We start from the raw sequence: 13,685 nt of genomic DNA, 5'->3' as shown, positions 1-13,685 counted from the left end.
TCGATTAAAATCGTGAAATTTCTTGAGATGTTCGCCGCGTCACAGATCCAAGGTGGATCACGCTATGATCGCCGTCACGCGAATTTCGATGCGCATGGTGGGAAGCCCCAGCGCTTCGACCCCGAGTTGCGTCCAGATCGGCGCGCGGTCGGGCATGTAGTGGAGGTACAGCCTCGCCATCGTCTCGTTGATGACGGGAGGGAATCCGCCGACGTGGTAGGAATTGACGTGCACGACGTGGCCCCAGTTCGCCCCGGCCGTCGCGAGCGTCCGTTCGACGTTCTCGAACGCCTGCGCGATCTCGTCCTCGATCGACTCCGGAATGACGAGATCGTCGTTCCAGCCGCCTTGTCCGGAAATCTCCACGCGGTCGCCGATGCGCATCGCCTGCGAGTAATGCAGCTCGTCGTGCAGGCGCGTTCCGTAGCCGGGGGTGATGAAGAACGACGGTGTCGTCATGAGCTTGCCTTTGATGAGATGAACGGCGTTCGGCACTGGCGCGTCGGCCGGCTATTCCACGTCTTCGACGACGAGGTCGCGGCCGTTGAACTGCACGGTCTCCCCGGCCCGGGCACCTTCGATCGCTTCGAAGATCGGTGCCATCGTCGAAATGCCCATCACGTCTCGTCCCTGACAGGTGAACCTGCTGGTCGACACGGCGATCGCGAAGTAGCGGCCGGACAGCTTGACGACGGCACCTTCCTCGACGGTCGACTTGGGGCCGAAATCGATCATCCGGAGCTTGTCGATCTTGTCGGCGTAATCGTGCAGCGTGTCGTCGAGCGCTTCGGCGAGGTCGCTGGCGATCTCGGCTTGGGCCAGTTCGTCGTTCTCGACCGGTTCGCTTTGATCGACCTTGGCGGTGAAGACATAGTCGAGGTAGTTTCCCCGAGCGCTCTGCAGCGCTGCGGTTTCCAGCGAGAGCATCGTCTCTCGGATGTGCGCCTTGTTCCAGTCCATGATGACGTCCTTGCGTTTCGGTGCTTCGAAAGTTCAGCGGGTTAGTGCTCGGCGAGGCCGCTACTCGTCGCTGTTGACGTCTTCGCCCTGGTAGGGGACGCGGATCAGCCGGGGATCCCGGATGATACTCGTGACGAGCCAGACATAGTCCTGCTCGGCGGTGTCGAAGCCGAGGATGCTGAAACCGCCGCCGAACGGGCATGAAGGGAAGTCCGGAAAGCCCTCCCGCAGAACGTAGCGTTCGGGATCGCGGTGGAACTCGTCCTTGAAGACCTTGCGCAGTCCGTGCTTGGTCGGCGCGTCCCGGTCGCGTGCCGCCACCGTTTCCCGATCCGCGACGAGCCGCTCGGACAGGTCGCGGGGACAGATTTCGTGGAACACGTCGAACGCGTCGATTAACAGGCCGCGGTGCCCGGTCGCCGGGTCGGTGATCGCGTAGATGTTGGAGGCGTCCTCGCCATCGTCTCCGCTTTCGAGGCGCAACGCCGCGTCGACGCGAATGGTGCACGCTTCGATAGTCGATCCGAGTTCGAGATCGACGAGAGTGCTGTGCTTGACGCGGTACTCGTGGTCGTAGCCCTTGGCGACGAACGCCTGCACGGCTTCGAGGACGTCGGTCAGTGGGGTCGTCATAGCCACTTGGCCTTCTTGAAGCGCACGAACAGCAGCAGGCAGAACACTGCGATCACGCCGAGCACGATGAAGTATCCGTAGGTCGCGTCCAGCTCCGGCATGTTCTTGAAGTTCATGCCGTATATGCCGGCGATTGCCGTCGGGACCGCGAGTATCGCCGCCCACGCCGCGAGTTGGCGGGTGATCACGCCCATCCGTTGCGCTTCCAAAAGGCTGCTCGCCTCGAAGACCGTGGACAGGACGTGGAGAAGGCCGTCGACCATCGACTGGACACGGTGGAGATGATCCGCGACGTCGCTGAAATAGGGTGTCACGTCGGCACTGATGCAGGGGAAATGGCCGCGGACGAGCTTTCCCACCAGTTCCCCCATGGCGCCAAGCGTGCGCTGGAACCGCGTGAGTTCGGACCTCAATTCGAAGATGCGGACGACATCCTCTCGCTCGAGAAAGTCGTCGAGCGACCGTCTCTCCATCGCCAGGACGTCGTCCTCGATCATCTCGAAGATCGGCAGATACTGGTCGACGATCCGGTGCAGGATGGCGTGCAGGACGTAGTCGACACCCTTTCGGGACAAGGTGGTCGATCCCTCGAGTTGCGCGCGAAGGTTGCCCAGCGCGCCCGCGGTGCCGTGCCGTACGCTGATGAGATGATTGTGACCGGTGAAGATCGCCATCTTGCCGTAGATGATCCGGTCGCCCACCAGCGCCGCGGTCTGCGCAACGATGTAGAGTTCGTCATTATAGACTTCGAGTTTGGGCGGACACAGCGGGTGCATCGCGTTGTCGATCGCCAAGGGATGAAGGTGGTAGGTCGCCTGGAGCTTGCTGAGTTCGTCGTCGGTGGGCTCGCCGAGCGCGATCCAGCAGAAGCCCGTGCGGTCTTCGCCCAGTTCGATGCTTTCATCGAGCGCGATCGCCCGGACCCGTTTGCCTTCGTGGTAATAATAGGCGGCGATTACGCTCATGCCGGTTTCGCGGGGATATGCAGTCCGCGCTGCACCGCGGGTCGCGCCAGCGCGCGTTCGAGCCACGCCTGGACGTTCGCATAGTCGTCGAAACCGAGAATGTCGCCGGCAGCGTAGAACGCGCCCAGCGCATTCACCCAGCCAATCGTCGCGATGTCCGCGATCGAATAGTCGTCGAGGATCCAGTCGCGGCCTTCCAACTGGCGATCCAAGACCCCTAGCAGACGCTTGGTCTCGTCGACGAAGCGCTGTCGCGGCCGTTTGTCCTCGATATCCTTACCGCCAAATCGCAGGAAGAAGCCGAGCTGGCCGAACATCGGGCCGATCGCCGACATTTGAAAGAAGACCCAGGCAAGCGTCTCGTACCGTCGGGCAGGGTCGACGGGCATGAACTGGCCCGTCTTCTCGGCGAGGTAGAGAAGGATCGCGCCGGACTCCCATAGCGCCAGAGGCCGACCGTCGGGCCCCGCCGGATCGATGATCGCCGGGATGCGGCCGTTCGGATTGAGCGCCACGAACGCCGGGTCTTTCGACTCGTTGTTCGAGATGTCTACGAAGTGCGGCTCGTACGCCGCGCCGGTTTCCTCCAGCATGATCGAGACCTTGACGCCGTTGGGGGTGGGCGTGGCGTAAAGCTGGATGCGATCGGGATACGATGCCGGAAAGCGCTGCGTGATCGGGAAGGACGAGAGGTCGGTCATGATCTGCGATCCTGGTGCTGCGGTCATGGAGGATTGCGGACCAGACCGGCGCTGAACGGTGGTGGCGTCTATTCCGCTGCGATCCCGGTCGCATGCTGCGCATCGTCATCCCTCTGGCGCTTCGGAAGCACCCAGCCGGGACGTACGAAGTGGCAGGTGTAGCCGTTCGGCCGCGTCTCCAGATAATCCTGATGGTCCGGCTCGGCTTCCCAGAACGCGCCGACCGGCACGACCTCGGTGACCACCTTGCCATTCCACAGCCCGGAGGCATCCACATCGGCGATCGTGTCTTCGGCAACGCGCCTCTGCGCGTCGTCGACGTAATAGATGCCCGACCGGTAGGAGAGCCCCATGTCGTTGCCCTGGCGGTTCTTGGTGGTGGGATCGTGGATCTGGAAGAAGAATTCGAGGATGGCCCGGTAGCTCGTCACCGCCGGGTCGAAGACGATCTCGATCCCCTCGGCATGCGTGCCGTGATTGCGATAGGTGGCGTTCGGAATATCGCCGCCGGTGTAGCCGACACGGGTCGAGACGATGCCGGGCCGCTTGCGGATCAGATCCTGCATGCCCCAGAAACATCCGCCCGCGAGAATGGCGCGCTCGTGCATATTAAGCCTCCTCTGCCTGATCGAGATATTCGCCGTATCCTTCGCTCTCCATCTCATCGCGCGGGATGAAGCGAAGCGACGCAGAGTTGATGCAATAGCGCAGGCCACCGCGGTCGGCGGGACCGTCCGGGAACACGTGGCCGAGATGGCTGTCGGCGTGCACCGACCTTACCTCGGTCCTAACCGTCCCGTGCGTTGTATCGCGGACCTCGTTCACGTTTGCCGGGACGATCGGCTTGGTGAAGCTGGGCCAGCCGGAGCCCGACTCGTATTTGTCGGTCGATGCGAACAGCGGCTCGCCCGATACGACGTCGACGTAGATGCCGGGTTCCTTGTTGCCGTCATACTCTCCGGTGAAGGGCCGCTCGGTACCCGAGTGCTGCGTCACCCGACGTTGCTCCGGGGTCAGCCGATCGACTGCGTCCTGCGATCTTTCAAACTTCATGATATCACTCAATACTTTTCAAGAGGAACGAAGAATCTACGTTCAGAAAACAGTATTCGTCATCATGCAGTGTATCGCAGTACCCCTGGAATTATCCAATACGTCGGAAGTATAGTTTCCATACCGCCGATACTGTTCATGCCGTGACTCAATTCCACGCGTACCGGGCCGCCATTTGCGCGATCTTGCGTATTTCGACTGGTGCGGTGGAGCCGGAGACCGTCGCGATCACGACTTCGCGCTCCAGGACGAACCCGTCGATCGGACGCGTGACGAGGCCGTGCGCCGTCGCCGATCGTTCCGGAAGAATGCATATCGCGTCGCTGTCGGCGACGACCCGCTGCACCCAGTCTTCGCGATCGGATCGAAAGCGGGGCTGCACGAGCACGTCCCGTCGCGCGAAGTGATCGCGGATCTCGTCGCGAAACTCGCATTTCAGGCGGTCGACGAACGGGAACCTGACCAGGTCTTCGCCGCGCACGACCTCGCTGGCAGCCAGGGGATGGTTCGCGGAACAGCCGAGGACGAAGCGTTCGCGGAACAGTGGATGCACGTTCAACTTGAACTCCGGTCGGGTTTCACGCGGCAGGATGCAGGCGTGGTATTTTCCCGACAGCACCTCCGATGCGTCCTCGTTCGACTGTAGCGAATGCAGCTTGATCTCGACCGACGGAACTTCCGCCAGCGCGCTTTCGAAAAACGCCGAGAACGCCTTTGGTCCAACGGTTGGCGCGACGCCGACGTCCAATACGCGGTGCCGTCCCATCGCCCAGTTCTCGGAGTGATCGCGGACGCTTCTTACCGCCGCCGCCATGCGCCTGAATTCCGCCTCGACGTCCTGACCAAGGCCGGTAAGGCGGCTGTTCTTCCCATCGCGGTGGATTAGTTTGCCGCCGAGTTCCTCCTCCAGGCGATGGATCGCGCGGGTCAGACTGGGTTGCGACACGCTGCTCAGCCGCGCTGCCGTCGTGAAATTGAGCGTCTCGGCCAAGTTGATGAAGTAGCGGACTTGATTGAGTTCCATAGCCTCGACCCTTCAGCCTGACCGCTTCTTCGTCCTCGGAGCGTGCCGTTGGTAAGAAGCCGGTATAAATATGCTTAAGGCATATAGTTACCGTCCGCAGGTATTGCTATATGCGCCGCGCATATAATGCCGACGTATGGTCGCGGTCGGGCATGGCGGTCTTGGACAGTCAGCCGGCGGGAGGCTGATGAAAGGCCCTTCTATGAACCGTGAGAAAATCGGCGAGCGTGGTCGGATTTCGCCCCGTTACCTGCGCGACCTCGGTCGTGGTCCTGTCCTCCGCCCCCTGCGCGATCGCGTCATCCATGCGTGCGAGTGCATCCGCATAATGCTCGGGAATGCCGAACCCGGTGAAACGGCGCGCAAGCTCGTCCACCGACAACCGGCAATGACGGACGGGACGCTGGGCCGCCGCGGCGATCCGATCCGCTACCTCGTCGTAAGAAAGCGCTTCGGGACCCGTCAGGACCCTTTCTCCCGACCTGAAAATCGGATTGACCAGGGCTTCGACCGCGACCGCTGCGATGTCGGCGGCGTCGATGAACGGCGTGCGCCCATCCTGCGTCGCCGAATAGATGCAGCCCTCATGGATGATGGACGGCAGATGCTGCGTGACGAAGTTCTGCATGAACCAGCTCGGGCGCAGGACGACCCAACGCGGCGCGTTGGCGTGGAGCCACGCATGAACCTCTCCCATCATCGGACCGCCCTCGGGCAGGGACGAGGCGCTCAACAGCACGAGCTGTGTCACGCCGCGTTCCACCGCCTGCTCCAGCAACGGGCGCATGACGGGCAAATGATCGGTTCGGTCGGTCGGCGCGACGAGGTAGACCGCATCGACGCCGTCGAGCGCGGCACGATGCGAGGCGGTATCGTTCCAGTCGAAGCGAACCTGTTCCGGCGAGTTTGCGTTGCGGGTCGCGATACGGGCTTCGACACCGCGGGCCGCAAGCTGTCGTGCGACCAGCGAGCCCGTCTTGCCCGTGCCGCCTGTGACCAGGACCCGGTCAACCATGATCGGTCACTCCGCCGACAAGGGCATCGACGGCGGCGCCACCGCGAAGTGCGCGCAGCACCACCAGCGGATTCCAGTAATCGCGATACTGGACGATCCGTCCGGCATGCGTCCGGATCACCGAGATATAGCGCTGGTCGTACGCCTCGCCGGTTGAAACGCCGTGTCCGAAGCCTTCGAACTCCACGATGGTCACGTCGGGGTCGCTCGTAGCGTAAACCGTCGGCTCTCCCATGCCATCGAAGGCGATCATCTCGCCCAGGCTGTCGAGATGGCGTGCGATCGCAGCCTTACCCTCCAACCGGGTCGCCAGACCGGGGGGCGCGTAGGGAAATTCCATCACGCCGTCGTCGGCCATCATGTCCAGAAACGTGGCAGCATCCGCAGCGATGCGATCACCCAATGCCCTTCGCAGCATCGTCGAAAAGCTTTCCACACTGTCTGTCATACGATAGCTCCAGATCGTCGGAACGGTAGCGTTCCACCGAGATATAAGGACCTGACGATGGAACGCAACCGTTCCGACGAATCCCGGAAGACCGTTCGCGTTCCGAGCGGGGCAGCGATCATGCGCGGCGACGTTACCGAGGCGCTGACGCGCGTCTTCTTCGACGAATGGGCCCGGACGGGCTATGCGGGGTTGAGCCTGGAACGGGTGGCGCGGACCGCGGGCGTCGGCAAGGCTGCGCTCTACCGCCGCTGGCCGGACAAGGTGTCGATGGCCAGCGATCTGTTGTCGCGGGTCGGGCTGACGATCACCGACGTCGAGGAACGCGGCTCGCTCGAAGCGGATCTGGAAGCCGCGCTGTTCGCGCTGCGCCGCGTGCTGCGTCATCCCAAGGTGCGACGCATCCTGACCGATCTCCACGGCGAGATCGAGCGGACACCGGCACTGGGCGCGGCGATCCGCCCGTTCCAGCGCGCGCGACGCGAGCGAGTCGACGGGCTGATCGATCGGGCGATCGAACGGCGCGAAGTTTCACCATCGGTGGACCGACAGATGGCCGCCGACATCATTGCGGCTCCGCTATATTGGCGGCTTGCGGTCGTCGGTGGCCGATCGGATCGCGCCTACATCGAGCGGCTTGCTCGGGTCACGGGTGCCGCAATCCGAGCAAGCGAGGCTCGACATGCTTCCTGATGGGGGGCGATCGCTCAGCGTCGAGCGGTGCCGATGACAACCTCCTACGCGTCGTCCTTCGTATCGCGGTCTACGCCTCGTTCGAGCAATTCGGCATCGATGGGGCAGTTCGTGCAGCCTTCGTAGCAGCACAGGCGGCAGACGCGGTAGGAGTGATCGAGGTTTTGCAGGCGATCGCGCAGAACGCGTTCGGCGATGTCGGACAGGATGTTCAGATCGTCCGAGGTCAGGATCGACAGCCCTTCGGCAATGACCTGATCGCGCGAGGCGAGGACCGCGTCGCTTGCGATCCTGCCGGCGGGCGTCAGATAGAGCGAACGCGTGCGCCCGTCCGTCGAATGCTCGCGACGCTCGATCAGCCGTTCGGCTGCCAAACGATCGACCAGGCGTACGGTCCCCGCATGCGAAAGTCCTACCCCGACTGCCAGCATGCGGATCGAGAGACCGGGCTCGTGCGCGAGCAACGCCAGCGCCGAGGCGGCGGGGCCCGCTTCCGGCGCCTGCGATGCGCTGGCGCGAACGATGTCGTCGCTGATCATGAGGGCGAACGCCCCGAAGATATTTCGATCGCGCACTGTGTCCATTCCAGCATCTTATGTGCGCGGAGCATAGACCGCAAGGTGCATGCCGGTCCTGTTCGACCTCGCGAGGGGACGCCAAAGCCGCGCGAGTCTCGGCCGCCGATATCGCTCGCGATTTGGTGCTGTGCCATCCGTGCGTTTCGACGCTATCCTGCATGGCATGGCCACCATTCGACTGCAGTCCTGCTCTGAAGCCGAAGCTGCGGTCGCGGAATTGGGCTTTGCGTCCGTCTACGAGGGGTTCATCGCACGATTGCAGAGCCTTCGCTTAGGGAAAGAGGCGCCCCGCGCGGGCGCGCAGTTCCCGGACCTTTCGCTTCCCGACCCATCGGGACGCTATCGTTCGATCCAGCAGTTGCAGGGTGGACGGCCGATCGTCGTCAGCTTCAATCGCGGATTATGGTGCCCGTTCTGCGTGCATGAACTGCAATCCTGGGCCGCCGCTTCGCCCGCGCTTGACGACGTGGGCGCAAGTCTGGTCGTCGTGACCGGCGAGACCGGCGAAGGTGCTTCCGCCGTACAGGGCATGATCGGCCCACGCGCGACATTGCTGTGCGACGTCGACCACGGGGCGGCGCTGGCCTGCGGGTTGGCGTTCCCGGTGGGCGAGGATGTGAAGCGGCGGTATCTTGCGATCGGGCTCGATCTGGCGGCTATCTACGGCAGCGATGGGGGCTTTCTGCCGATCCCGGCAACGTTCGTCGTCGGCGAAGACGGCATCATCCTTTACGCCCATGTCGATCCCGACTTTCGGCTGCGTCCCGAACCGCTGGACATCGTCGCGTTCCTTGCGGCGATGGGCTGAGCGGGGCGAGGGCGTGAAGGGCAGTCCATTCGATCAGGGGACGTCTCCCGGTACGTCGGCAGGGCCCGGCATTTCAGCTCAGGCTGCGGCCGCCGCCCAGCTGCGTGCGCGTGAGGCGCGTACGAAGGCATCGGCAGCGATACTGCGCTTACGTCCCGCCACCGCGCCCAGGACGACGTCGCGCCTGACCTCGACATCGGCAAATGTGAACGCGCACAAGCGCTCGTCGTCGCGAGGTCGCGGAATGAACGCGCTGCCGAGCCCTGAGATCACCAGCTGCTTCACCTGCGCCATATCGGTGGCGCTATGCCGCACGATCGGCACGAAGCCATGCGGGGCGGCGAGGGTCTTGAGCCGGGCGCACCCGTTGCCCTCATGGTCGATCCAGGACTCATCGCGCACCGACAGCAGCGACGGCATCGCGCCCCCGGCGAGCGGATGGCCCGCGCGCGTGACCATGTGATAGCTATGGTCGAACAGCGGCCAGACATCGAAGCGATCGGGCGCGTCGTCCGGCAGCTCGATCACGACCAGATCCAACGTACCGTTCATCGCCGCTTCGATCAGATCGCCCGGCGACCCGCTGGACAGCGACAGCTCGAAACCGGGGAGACAGTCGGCCAGTTCCTCCAGAATCCTGTCAAGCGTATCGGACTCGATCGCCGCATCGACGCCAAGCGCAAGCGGCACCACGCCCGCCCTCCCGATGCCCTTGGCGAAGGCCATCGTGGCCTGTGCCGCCTCGAACGTGCGGGTAAGATGCGGTAACATCTGACGTCCGAGACTGGTGAGGTGGGTATGGCTGCGCTCGCGACGAAACAATTCTCCGCCGAACTCGTCCTCGAGCTTCTGGATCGCGCGCGTCAGCGACGGCTGAGACACGTTGGACTCTTCGGCCGCTCGGGTGAAGTTGAGCAGCCGCGCCATTGCGAGGAAGTACCGTACCTGGTGCATCTCCATAGGCGAGCGTACCATGCGCGCCGACCACTGGCGACCCTGTCGCCAACCGAGCCGGCCGTCGCGGAAAGGGGCGTCGTCATACAGTGGCGTGCGCTAGGCGGGAGGTCGAAGGCGCCACCAAGCCACGGATAGATCGGGCAGCGTTTGCGCGCGCGCGTTCGCGCAAACACCGATGTCACGCGGGTAGGGAGGCACCCTTGGTTCGGACCGAGGCAACCAGCAGTACCAGGGATGCCGCCAGCAGGACCACGTCCTTGAGCAGAAATTGTCCCGGCACGGCCGAAATCGCGGGAAAGCCGCCGGCAGCCGGCTCCGCGACACCGGGCGTGGTGAAGAGAAAGGTCAGCGTGATCAGATAGGTGGCGGCCGCCATCAGCGCGCCGAGTGCCGAGAGGATCGGACGAAATGCGCCGAGGATCAGAAAGACGGCGGTCAAGAGTTCGACGGCGCCGACGATATAGCTCTGACCCTGCGTCCCGAACACGCCCAGCCAGTTCATGATCGGGCTGTGGCCGATGAACGGGGCGATACCCGAGGCTTCATATGCCGTGAACTTCATCGCGCCGAACCACAGGAATACGATCACGAGCGCCCATCTGAGCAAGGCGAGTTCGCTTCGGTCGTGCTCGGGGACAAGGAAATCGTAACGGTCGACGATGCTCATCTGAAATTCCTGACGGTTCGTCGTGGCACGCTCGAAGGAAACTGGCAGGCGCGGGGCAGCGACCGCGCGCGCTAATGGGCCGCGGCCGAGGGCGCCGCTGCGCGGTTGGCATAGTCGATCGGGAACCACCGATAGCCGGCGCCATCGCGGGCGATGTGGCCAACTCCCGGAAAGGCGAGGTGTGGCGCGGCAACCAGGGTCCGGCCGTCGGCGAACGCTGCGAACGCCTGTTGCCGGACGGCGCGCGCCTTGGGCTGGTTCTGGTCGAAGGTGACCGTCACGTCCGGCCGGGGAAACTGGACGGCGGCGGCGTGGATGGTGTCGCCGATGAAGACCAGCGTCGAGCCGCGGCTGCTCAGCGTGTAGAACGCAGCGCCCGGCGTATGACCGGGACGGAGCTCCGCGGTAAGGCCTGGGAAGATCTCGCCGGAACGGTCGAATGCCCGAACCTTGCCCGCATCGACATAGGGTTTCAGCATCGCCGTTCCCTGCTCGAAGTGGTGGATGTCATAGCCCGTCTTCGTGGCGTTGGCCGTGTCGAGGAAGAAGTCGAGATCCGCCTTCCCGACGTGCACCGTGGCGTTCCTGAACATGATCTTTCCGCCCCGCACGAGCCCGCCGCTATGGTCGGCGTGGATGTGCGAGAGCAGGATATCGGTGATCTGGTCCGGACCGATCCCGGCGAGGGCGAGTGCCTCGGGAAGCCTGCCGCCGTTCCCCGGACCGAAGAGGTCGCCTGCACCCGTGTCCACGAGAATCCTGCGGTTCCCCAGTTCGACGAGGAACGCGTTGATCGATACCTCCATCGGATTGGCGATGAAGCTGCGGGCGAGCATCGCGTCCACCTCGGCGTGCGAGGTTCCTCGCAGCAGCTTGGGTAGGTCGATAGGGACGCTGCCGTCGGAGAGCGCCGTGACCTGCACATCGCCGATCGAGAACCGATAGACGGCGGGCGTCTGCCTCACGCCCCTGGGTATCGTCGTCTGCGCCGCTGCGGCGGCGGTCGCCGAGGCGATGCAGATCAGCGCGCCTGACAGGACGTTCGCAAAGAAGGGCCGCGTCATCGTCCCAGTTTCCAGATCGGACGCCGGTAGAGTGCAGCGGCATCCGGACGCGACGCGACCGTCGAAGCCTTGAACAGGGCGTGGTCCTTTTCGCTCCGCGCCAGCCCGGCGACGGTCACCTCGATCCGCGTGAAGATGATGCCGGCGGAGGGCAGGACCTCGCCGGCCATCGTATCGGTGGGGTGCAGCGGCATGGCGTGAACTCCGTTGTTCTCGTTCCCGAAGCTACCCGTCCGTCGCCTGCAGGGGAAATACCGCTGACGTATAGTTTCGATAGCCGGAGCGTCGGGCGCTGCCGTCGTCGGTGTCTGGCGGCGCGAGAGCGAGCTGCGCGAAGTCTTCCCTCGTGTTGTCGAGCTTCGATACAGTGGCGGCGGGACCGAAACGAGAGCCCGCTTCCTCCTCAGGTCGGCTGCGAAACCAGTGAACCCTCGGTCAAGCCGGTGCCCGACAGCACCAGCGCTACCCCGATCGCGTGGCGGCGCGCGGGCGGCAGCGTGACTTCCAGCGCTTGTCCGGTCCGGCGGAATGCGAGAGGCGTCGTGTCCCCGGCCAGTGTGACCCGCGCAACCGAGCCGCGCCCGATAATGCTGTTGGCGGCGAACAGCGTCAGGCGGGCGATGCCATCGGCCGGCCAGCCCATCACCAGCGCGTGAACGTCGTCGCCGCTGCGGACATAGCGCACGTCGCGCGCGGTGTAGGGCGATTTGGGTCCGTTTTCGGCGAACATGCCCGACGCCGGTTTGGTCGGTCCCTCCGCGTGGATGCGCCACGGCCGCGTGCCGTAGATCGCGGCGCCGTTCAGGCGCATCCAGCCTGCGATCTCGGTGAGAATCGCCTCCTCCTTTTCGTCGATCGTGCCATCGCCGCGCATCGGCACGCTGAGCAACAGGTTGCCGTTCTTGGAGACGACATCGCACAGCGTGTGGATGATCGTGGCGGCGCTCTTGTACCCATCACGCTCGTACAGCGCGCGATCGTAATGCCAGTTGCCGAGGCAGGTATCGGTCTGCCACGGATACGTCTCGATATGGTCCTTGCCGCCCCGTTCGACGTCCTCGACCAGCCCCATCCGGCGTTCGGCGGGCATCATCTTGGCATTGATGACCGCCTCGAGCCGCCCGTCCGACCAGCCACGACTGGCGTTGTAGAAATGGGCGGCAATCTCCAGCCCGGTCTCGCCGAACGGCAGGCCGTAGTCGTCGAAATAGATCAGGTCGGGCCGGTAGCGATCGAGCAGGTCGCGGCATCGCAGCGCCCAGTTTCGCACGAACGCGGCCTGGGCGGCAGGCGCATCCTCGACCCAGAGCTCGTCGGTACGCGCATGGATCGCCTCCGCTTCGGCGATGGTGCGGACGCCGTCGGGCAGCGGCATCGTCCGGCCGGTATAGAGCGCCTGCGGGTCCAGCCCTTGCCACCAGGTCCCGCGTCCGTCCGCGGTGGTCAGCCGGCTTGCGTCGTACCGCTGGCCGGCACGCGGGCCCTCGGGATCGTAGCCATAGGCGGTCTGCAGCCAGTGCCAGGCATGGGCGCCGTGGTTGGACACGCCGAACCGCAGCCCGCGCGCGCGCGCGGCCCGCTCCCACGTGCCGATGATGTCGCGCTTCGGGCCGACCCGGAGCGTATTCCAGTCATGATGCGCCGAGGCGAAGGTGTCGACATTGTCGTGGTGCCCGGCGAGCGCGACGAAATACTTCGCACCCGCCGCCACGTACAGATCGAGCAACCGTTCGGGTTGCCACTTCTCGGCGTGCCATTTGCCGACGACCTCGAGATAGCCGACATCGCTGGGGTGACCATATTTGGCGACGTGCGCCTTGTTCGCGCGCGAGCCTTGCAGGTACATGTTGCGCGCGTACCAATCGCCTTCCTCGGGCACGCACTGCGCGCTCCAGTGCGCCCAGATCCCGAACTTGGCATCGCGGTACCAATCGGGCGCGCGGTACCCTTGCGTGAGCGAGTTCCAGTCCGCCGTGAACGGTGCCGCGGCGGCCGATGAGGCGGCACGCGAACCGCCAGCCAGCGCCGGCCCGGCGATACCCCCGCCTGCCATCATGCCGCCTGCCACCATGCCGAGTGCGTCGCGACGATTGACGGTCATGCGGGAAACTCCTGTGTA

Annotated in this window: 18 protein-coding genes; 2 read left to right on the top strand and 16 right to left on the bottom strand. The window is 64.4% G+C overall.

Translation table 11 applies throughout. The annotated features are described in order from the left end of the window. Window positions 1–57 precede the first annotated feature (57 nt). From ASG20_RS05755 to ASG20_RS05710, 10 genes are all read right to left on the bottom strand, one after another. Window positions 58–459, bottom strand: coding sequence for a RidA family protein (locus tag ASG20_RS05755; RefSeq protein WP_056050516.1), 402 nt, complete (start codon window positions 457–459; stop codon window positions 58–60). Window positions 460–510: 51 nt separating this feature from the next. After that, complete coding sequence (locus tag ASG20_RS05750) at window positions 511–960, bottom strand: hypothetical protein (RefSeq protein WP_056049663.1); 450 nt, start codon at window positions 958–960, stop codon at window positions 511–513. A 60-nt stretch (window positions 961–1,020) separates the two neighbouring features. Continuing rightward, window positions 1,021–1,593 carry a hypothetical protein gene (locus ASG20_RS05745; protein WP_056049661.1) on the bottom strand — a complete coding sequence of 191 codons (573 nt, stop codon included), beginning with the start codon at window positions 1,591–1,593 and terminating at the stop codon, window positions 1,021–1,023. After that, complete coding sequence (locus ASG20_RS05740; protein ID WP_056049659.1) at window positions 1,590–2,558, bottom strand: magnesium and cobalt transport protein CorA; 969 nt, start codon at window positions 2,556–2,558, stop codon at window positions 1,590–1,592. Before ASG20_RS05740 ends, ASG20_RS05745 begins: the two co-directional genes overlap by 4 nt. Next, a complete protein-coding gene (locus ASG20_RS05735) occupies window positions 2,555–3,259 on the bottom strand; it encodes a glutathione S-transferase N-terminal domain-containing protein (RefSeq protein WP_056050514.1) in 705 nt (234 codons plus the stop codon). The genes ASG20_RS05740 and ASG20_RS05735 overlap by 4 nt, the downstream gene beginning before the upstream one ends. Window positions 3,260–3,327: 68 nt before the next feature. Beyond that, complete coding sequence (gene msrA, locus ASG20_RS05730) at window positions 3,328–3,867, bottom strand: peptide-methionine (S)-S-oxide reductase MsrA (RefSeq protein WP_056049656.1); 540 nt, start codon at window positions 3,865–3,867, stop codon at window positions 3,328–3,330. A 1-nt stretch (window position 3,868) separates the two neighbouring features. Continuing rightward, window positions 3,869–4,312: a peptide-methionine (R)-S-oxide reductase MsrB gene (gene msrB / locus ASG20_RS05725; protein WP_056049652.1), complete on the bottom strand. Its 444-nt coding sequence runs from the start codon at window positions 4,310–4,312 to the stop codon at window positions 3,869–3,871. A gap of 148 nt (window positions 4,313–4,460) precedes the next feature. After that, entirely contained in the window at window positions 4,461–5,336 is an 876-nt protein-coding gene (locus ASG20_RS05720; RefSeq protein WP_056049648.1) for a LysR family transcriptional regulator, read from the bottom strand. 169 nt (window positions 5,337–5,505) lie between these two features. Beyond that, window positions 5,506–6,351, bottom strand: a complete 846-nt coding sequence (locus tag ASG20_RS05715; RefSeq protein WP_056049645.1) for an NmrA family NAD(P)-binding protein — start codon at window positions 6,349–6,351, stop codon at window positions 5,506–5,508. Continuing rightward, window positions 6,344–6,799 (bottom strand): nuclear transport factor 2 family protein, encoded by a 456-nt coding sequence (locus tag ASG20_RS05710; RefSeq protein ID WP_231420478.1) that lies wholly within the window; start codon window positions 6,797–6,799, stop codon window positions 6,344–6,346. Before ASG20_RS05710 ends, ASG20_RS05715 begins: the two co-directional genes overlap by 8 nt. A 57-nt stretch (window positions 6,800–6,856) precedes the next feature. Between ASG20_RS05710 and ASG20_RS05705 the strand changes: the two genes are divergently transcribed. After that, on the top strand, window positions 6,857–7,492 hold the full coding sequence (locus ASG20_RS05705; protein ID WP_056049638.1) for a TetR/AcrR family transcriptional regulator: 636 nt from the start codon (window positions 6,857–6,859) through the stop codon (window positions 7,490–7,492). A gap of 44 nt (window positions 7,493–7,536) precedes the next feature. On the opposite strand, the gene ASG20_RS05700 is transcribed toward ASG20_RS05705, so the two are convergent. After that, complete coding sequence (locus tag ASG20_RS05700; protein WP_056049633.1) at window positions 7,537–8,076, bottom strand: MarR family winged helix-turn-helix transcriptional regulator; 540 nt, start codon at window positions 8,074–8,076, stop codon at window positions 7,537–7,539. Between the two features lie 40 nt (window positions 8,077–8,116). On the opposite strand from ASG20_RS05700, the gene ASG20_RS05695 reads away from it, so the two are divergent. Beyond that, on the top strand, window positions 8,117–8,878 hold the full coding sequence (locus tag ASG20_RS05695; RefSeq protein ID WP_082470744.1) for a peroxiredoxin-like family protein: 762 nt from the start codon (window positions 8,117–8,119) through the stop codon (window positions 8,876–8,878). A 78-nt stretch (window positions 8,879–8,956) separates the two neighbouring features. Here the strand turns inward: ASG20_RS05695 and ASG20_RS05690 are convergent, their stop codons facing one another. From ASG20_RS05690 to ASG20_RS05670, 5 genes are all read right to left on the bottom strand, one after another. After that, a complete protein-coding gene (locus ASG20_RS05690; RefSeq protein WP_082470743.1) occupies window positions 8,957–9,853 on the bottom strand; it encodes a LysR family transcriptional regulator in 897 nt (298 codons plus the stop codon). Between the two features lie 160 nt (window positions 9,854–10,013). Beyond that, the gene (locus tag ASG20_RS05685) at window positions 10,014–10,502 is read right to left on the bottom strand and encodes a YkgB family protein (RefSeq protein ID WP_056049625.1); all 489 of its coding nucleotides are present in this window, start codon (window positions 10,500–10,502) and stop codon (window positions 10,014–10,016) included. Between the two features lie 71 nt (window positions 10,503–10,573). Then, entirely contained in the window at window positions 10,574–11,566 is a 993-nt protein-coding gene (locus tag ASG20_RS05680; RefSeq protein ID WP_056049623.1) for an MBL fold metallo-hydrolase, read from the bottom strand. After that, a complete protein-coding gene (locus ASG20_RS05675) occupies window positions 11,563–11,760 on the bottom strand; it encodes a hypothetical protein (protein WP_056049620.1) in 198 nt (65 codons plus the stop codon). Before ASG20_RS05675 ends, ASG20_RS05680 begins: the two co-directional genes overlap by 4 nt. 209 nt (window positions 11,761–11,969) lie before the next feature. Continuing rightward, a complete protein-coding gene (locus tag ASG20_RS05670) occupies window positions 11,970–13,667 on the bottom strand; it encodes an alpha-L-fucosidase (RefSeq protein ID WP_056049617.1) in 1,698 nt (565 codons plus the stop codon). Window positions 13,668–13,685: the final 18 nt, after the last annotated feature.

The organism is Sphingomonas sp. Leaf198 (genome assembly GCF_001424005.1).
Taxonomy (GTDB): domain Bacteria; phylum Pseudomonadota; class Alphaproteobacteria; order Sphingomonadales; family Sphingomonadaceae; genus Sphingomonas.
This window is presented reverse-complemented; position numbering and strand designations above follow the sequence as displayed.

Coding starts and splice junctions, on each gene's coding strand:
- ASG20_RS05705 (WP_056049638.1), top strand. CDS start 6,857: ATGGAACGCAACCGTTCCGACGAATCCCGGAAGACCGTTCGCGTTCCG.
- ASG20_RS05745 (WP_056049661.1), bottom strand. CDS start 1,593: ATGACGACCCCACTGACCGACGTCCTCGAAGCCGTGCAGGCGTTCGTC.
- ASG20_RS05720 (WP_056049648.1), bottom strand. CDS start 5,336: ATGGAACTCAATCAAGTCCGCTACTTCATCAACTTGGCCGAGACGCTC.
- msrA (WP_056049656.1), bottom strand. CDS start 3,867: ATGCACGAGCGCGCCATTCTCGCGGGCGGATGTTTCTGGGGCATGCAG.
- ASG20_RS05675 (WP_056049620.1), bottom strand. CDS start 11,760: ATGCCGCTGCACCCCACCGATACGATGGCCGGCGAGGTCCTGCCCTCC.
- ASG20_RS05735 (WP_056050514.1), bottom strand. CDS start 3,259: ATGACCGACCTCTCGTCCTTCCCGATCACGCAGCGCTTTCCGGCATCG.
- ASG20_RS05750 (WP_056049663.1), bottom strand. CDS start 960: ATGGACTGGAACAAGGCGCACATCCGAGAGACGATGCTCTCGCTGGAA.
- ASG20_RS05670 (WP_056049617.1), bottom strand. CDS start 13,667: ATGACCGTCAATCGTCGCGACGCACTCGGCATGGTGGCAGGCGGCATG.
- ASG20_RS05755 (WP_056050516.1), bottom strand. CDS start 459: ATGACGACACCGTCGTTCTTCATCACCCCCGGCTACGGAACGCGCCTG.
- ASG20_RS05715 (WP_056049645.1), bottom strand. CDS start 6,351: ATGGTTGACCGGGTCCTGGTCACAGGCGGCACGGGCAAGACGGGCTCG.
- ASG20_RS05690 (WP_082470743.1), bottom strand. CDS start 9,853: ATGGTACGCTCGCCTATGGAGATGCACCAGGTACGGTACTTCCTCGCA.
- ASG20_RS05685 (WP_056049625.1), bottom strand. CDS start 10,502: ATGAGCATCGTCGACCGTTACGATTTCCTTGTCCCCGAGCACGACCGA.
- ASG20_RS05740 (WP_056049659.1), bottom strand. CDS start 2,558: ATGAGCGTAATCGCCGCCTATTATTACCACGAAGGCAAACGGGTCCGG.
- ASG20_RS05680 (WP_056049623.1), bottom strand. CDS start 11,566: ATGACGCGGCCCTTCTTTGCGAACGTCCTGTCAGGCGCGCTGATCTGC.
- msrB (WP_056049652.1), bottom strand. CDS start 4,312: ATGAAGTTTGAAAGATCGCAGGACGCAGTCGATCGGCTGACCCCGGAG.
- ASG20_RS05695 (WP_082470744.1), top strand. CDS start 8,117: ATGCCGGTCCTGTTCGACCTCGCGAGGGGACGCCAAAGCCGCGCGAGT.
- ASG20_RS05700 (WP_056049633.1), bottom strand. CDS start 8,076: ATGGACACAGTGCGCGATCGAAATATCTTCGGGGCGTTCGCCCTCATG.
- ASG20_RS05710 (WP_231420478.1), bottom strand. CDS start 6,799: ATGACAGACAGTGTGGAAAGCTTTTCGACGATGCTGCGAAGGGCATTG.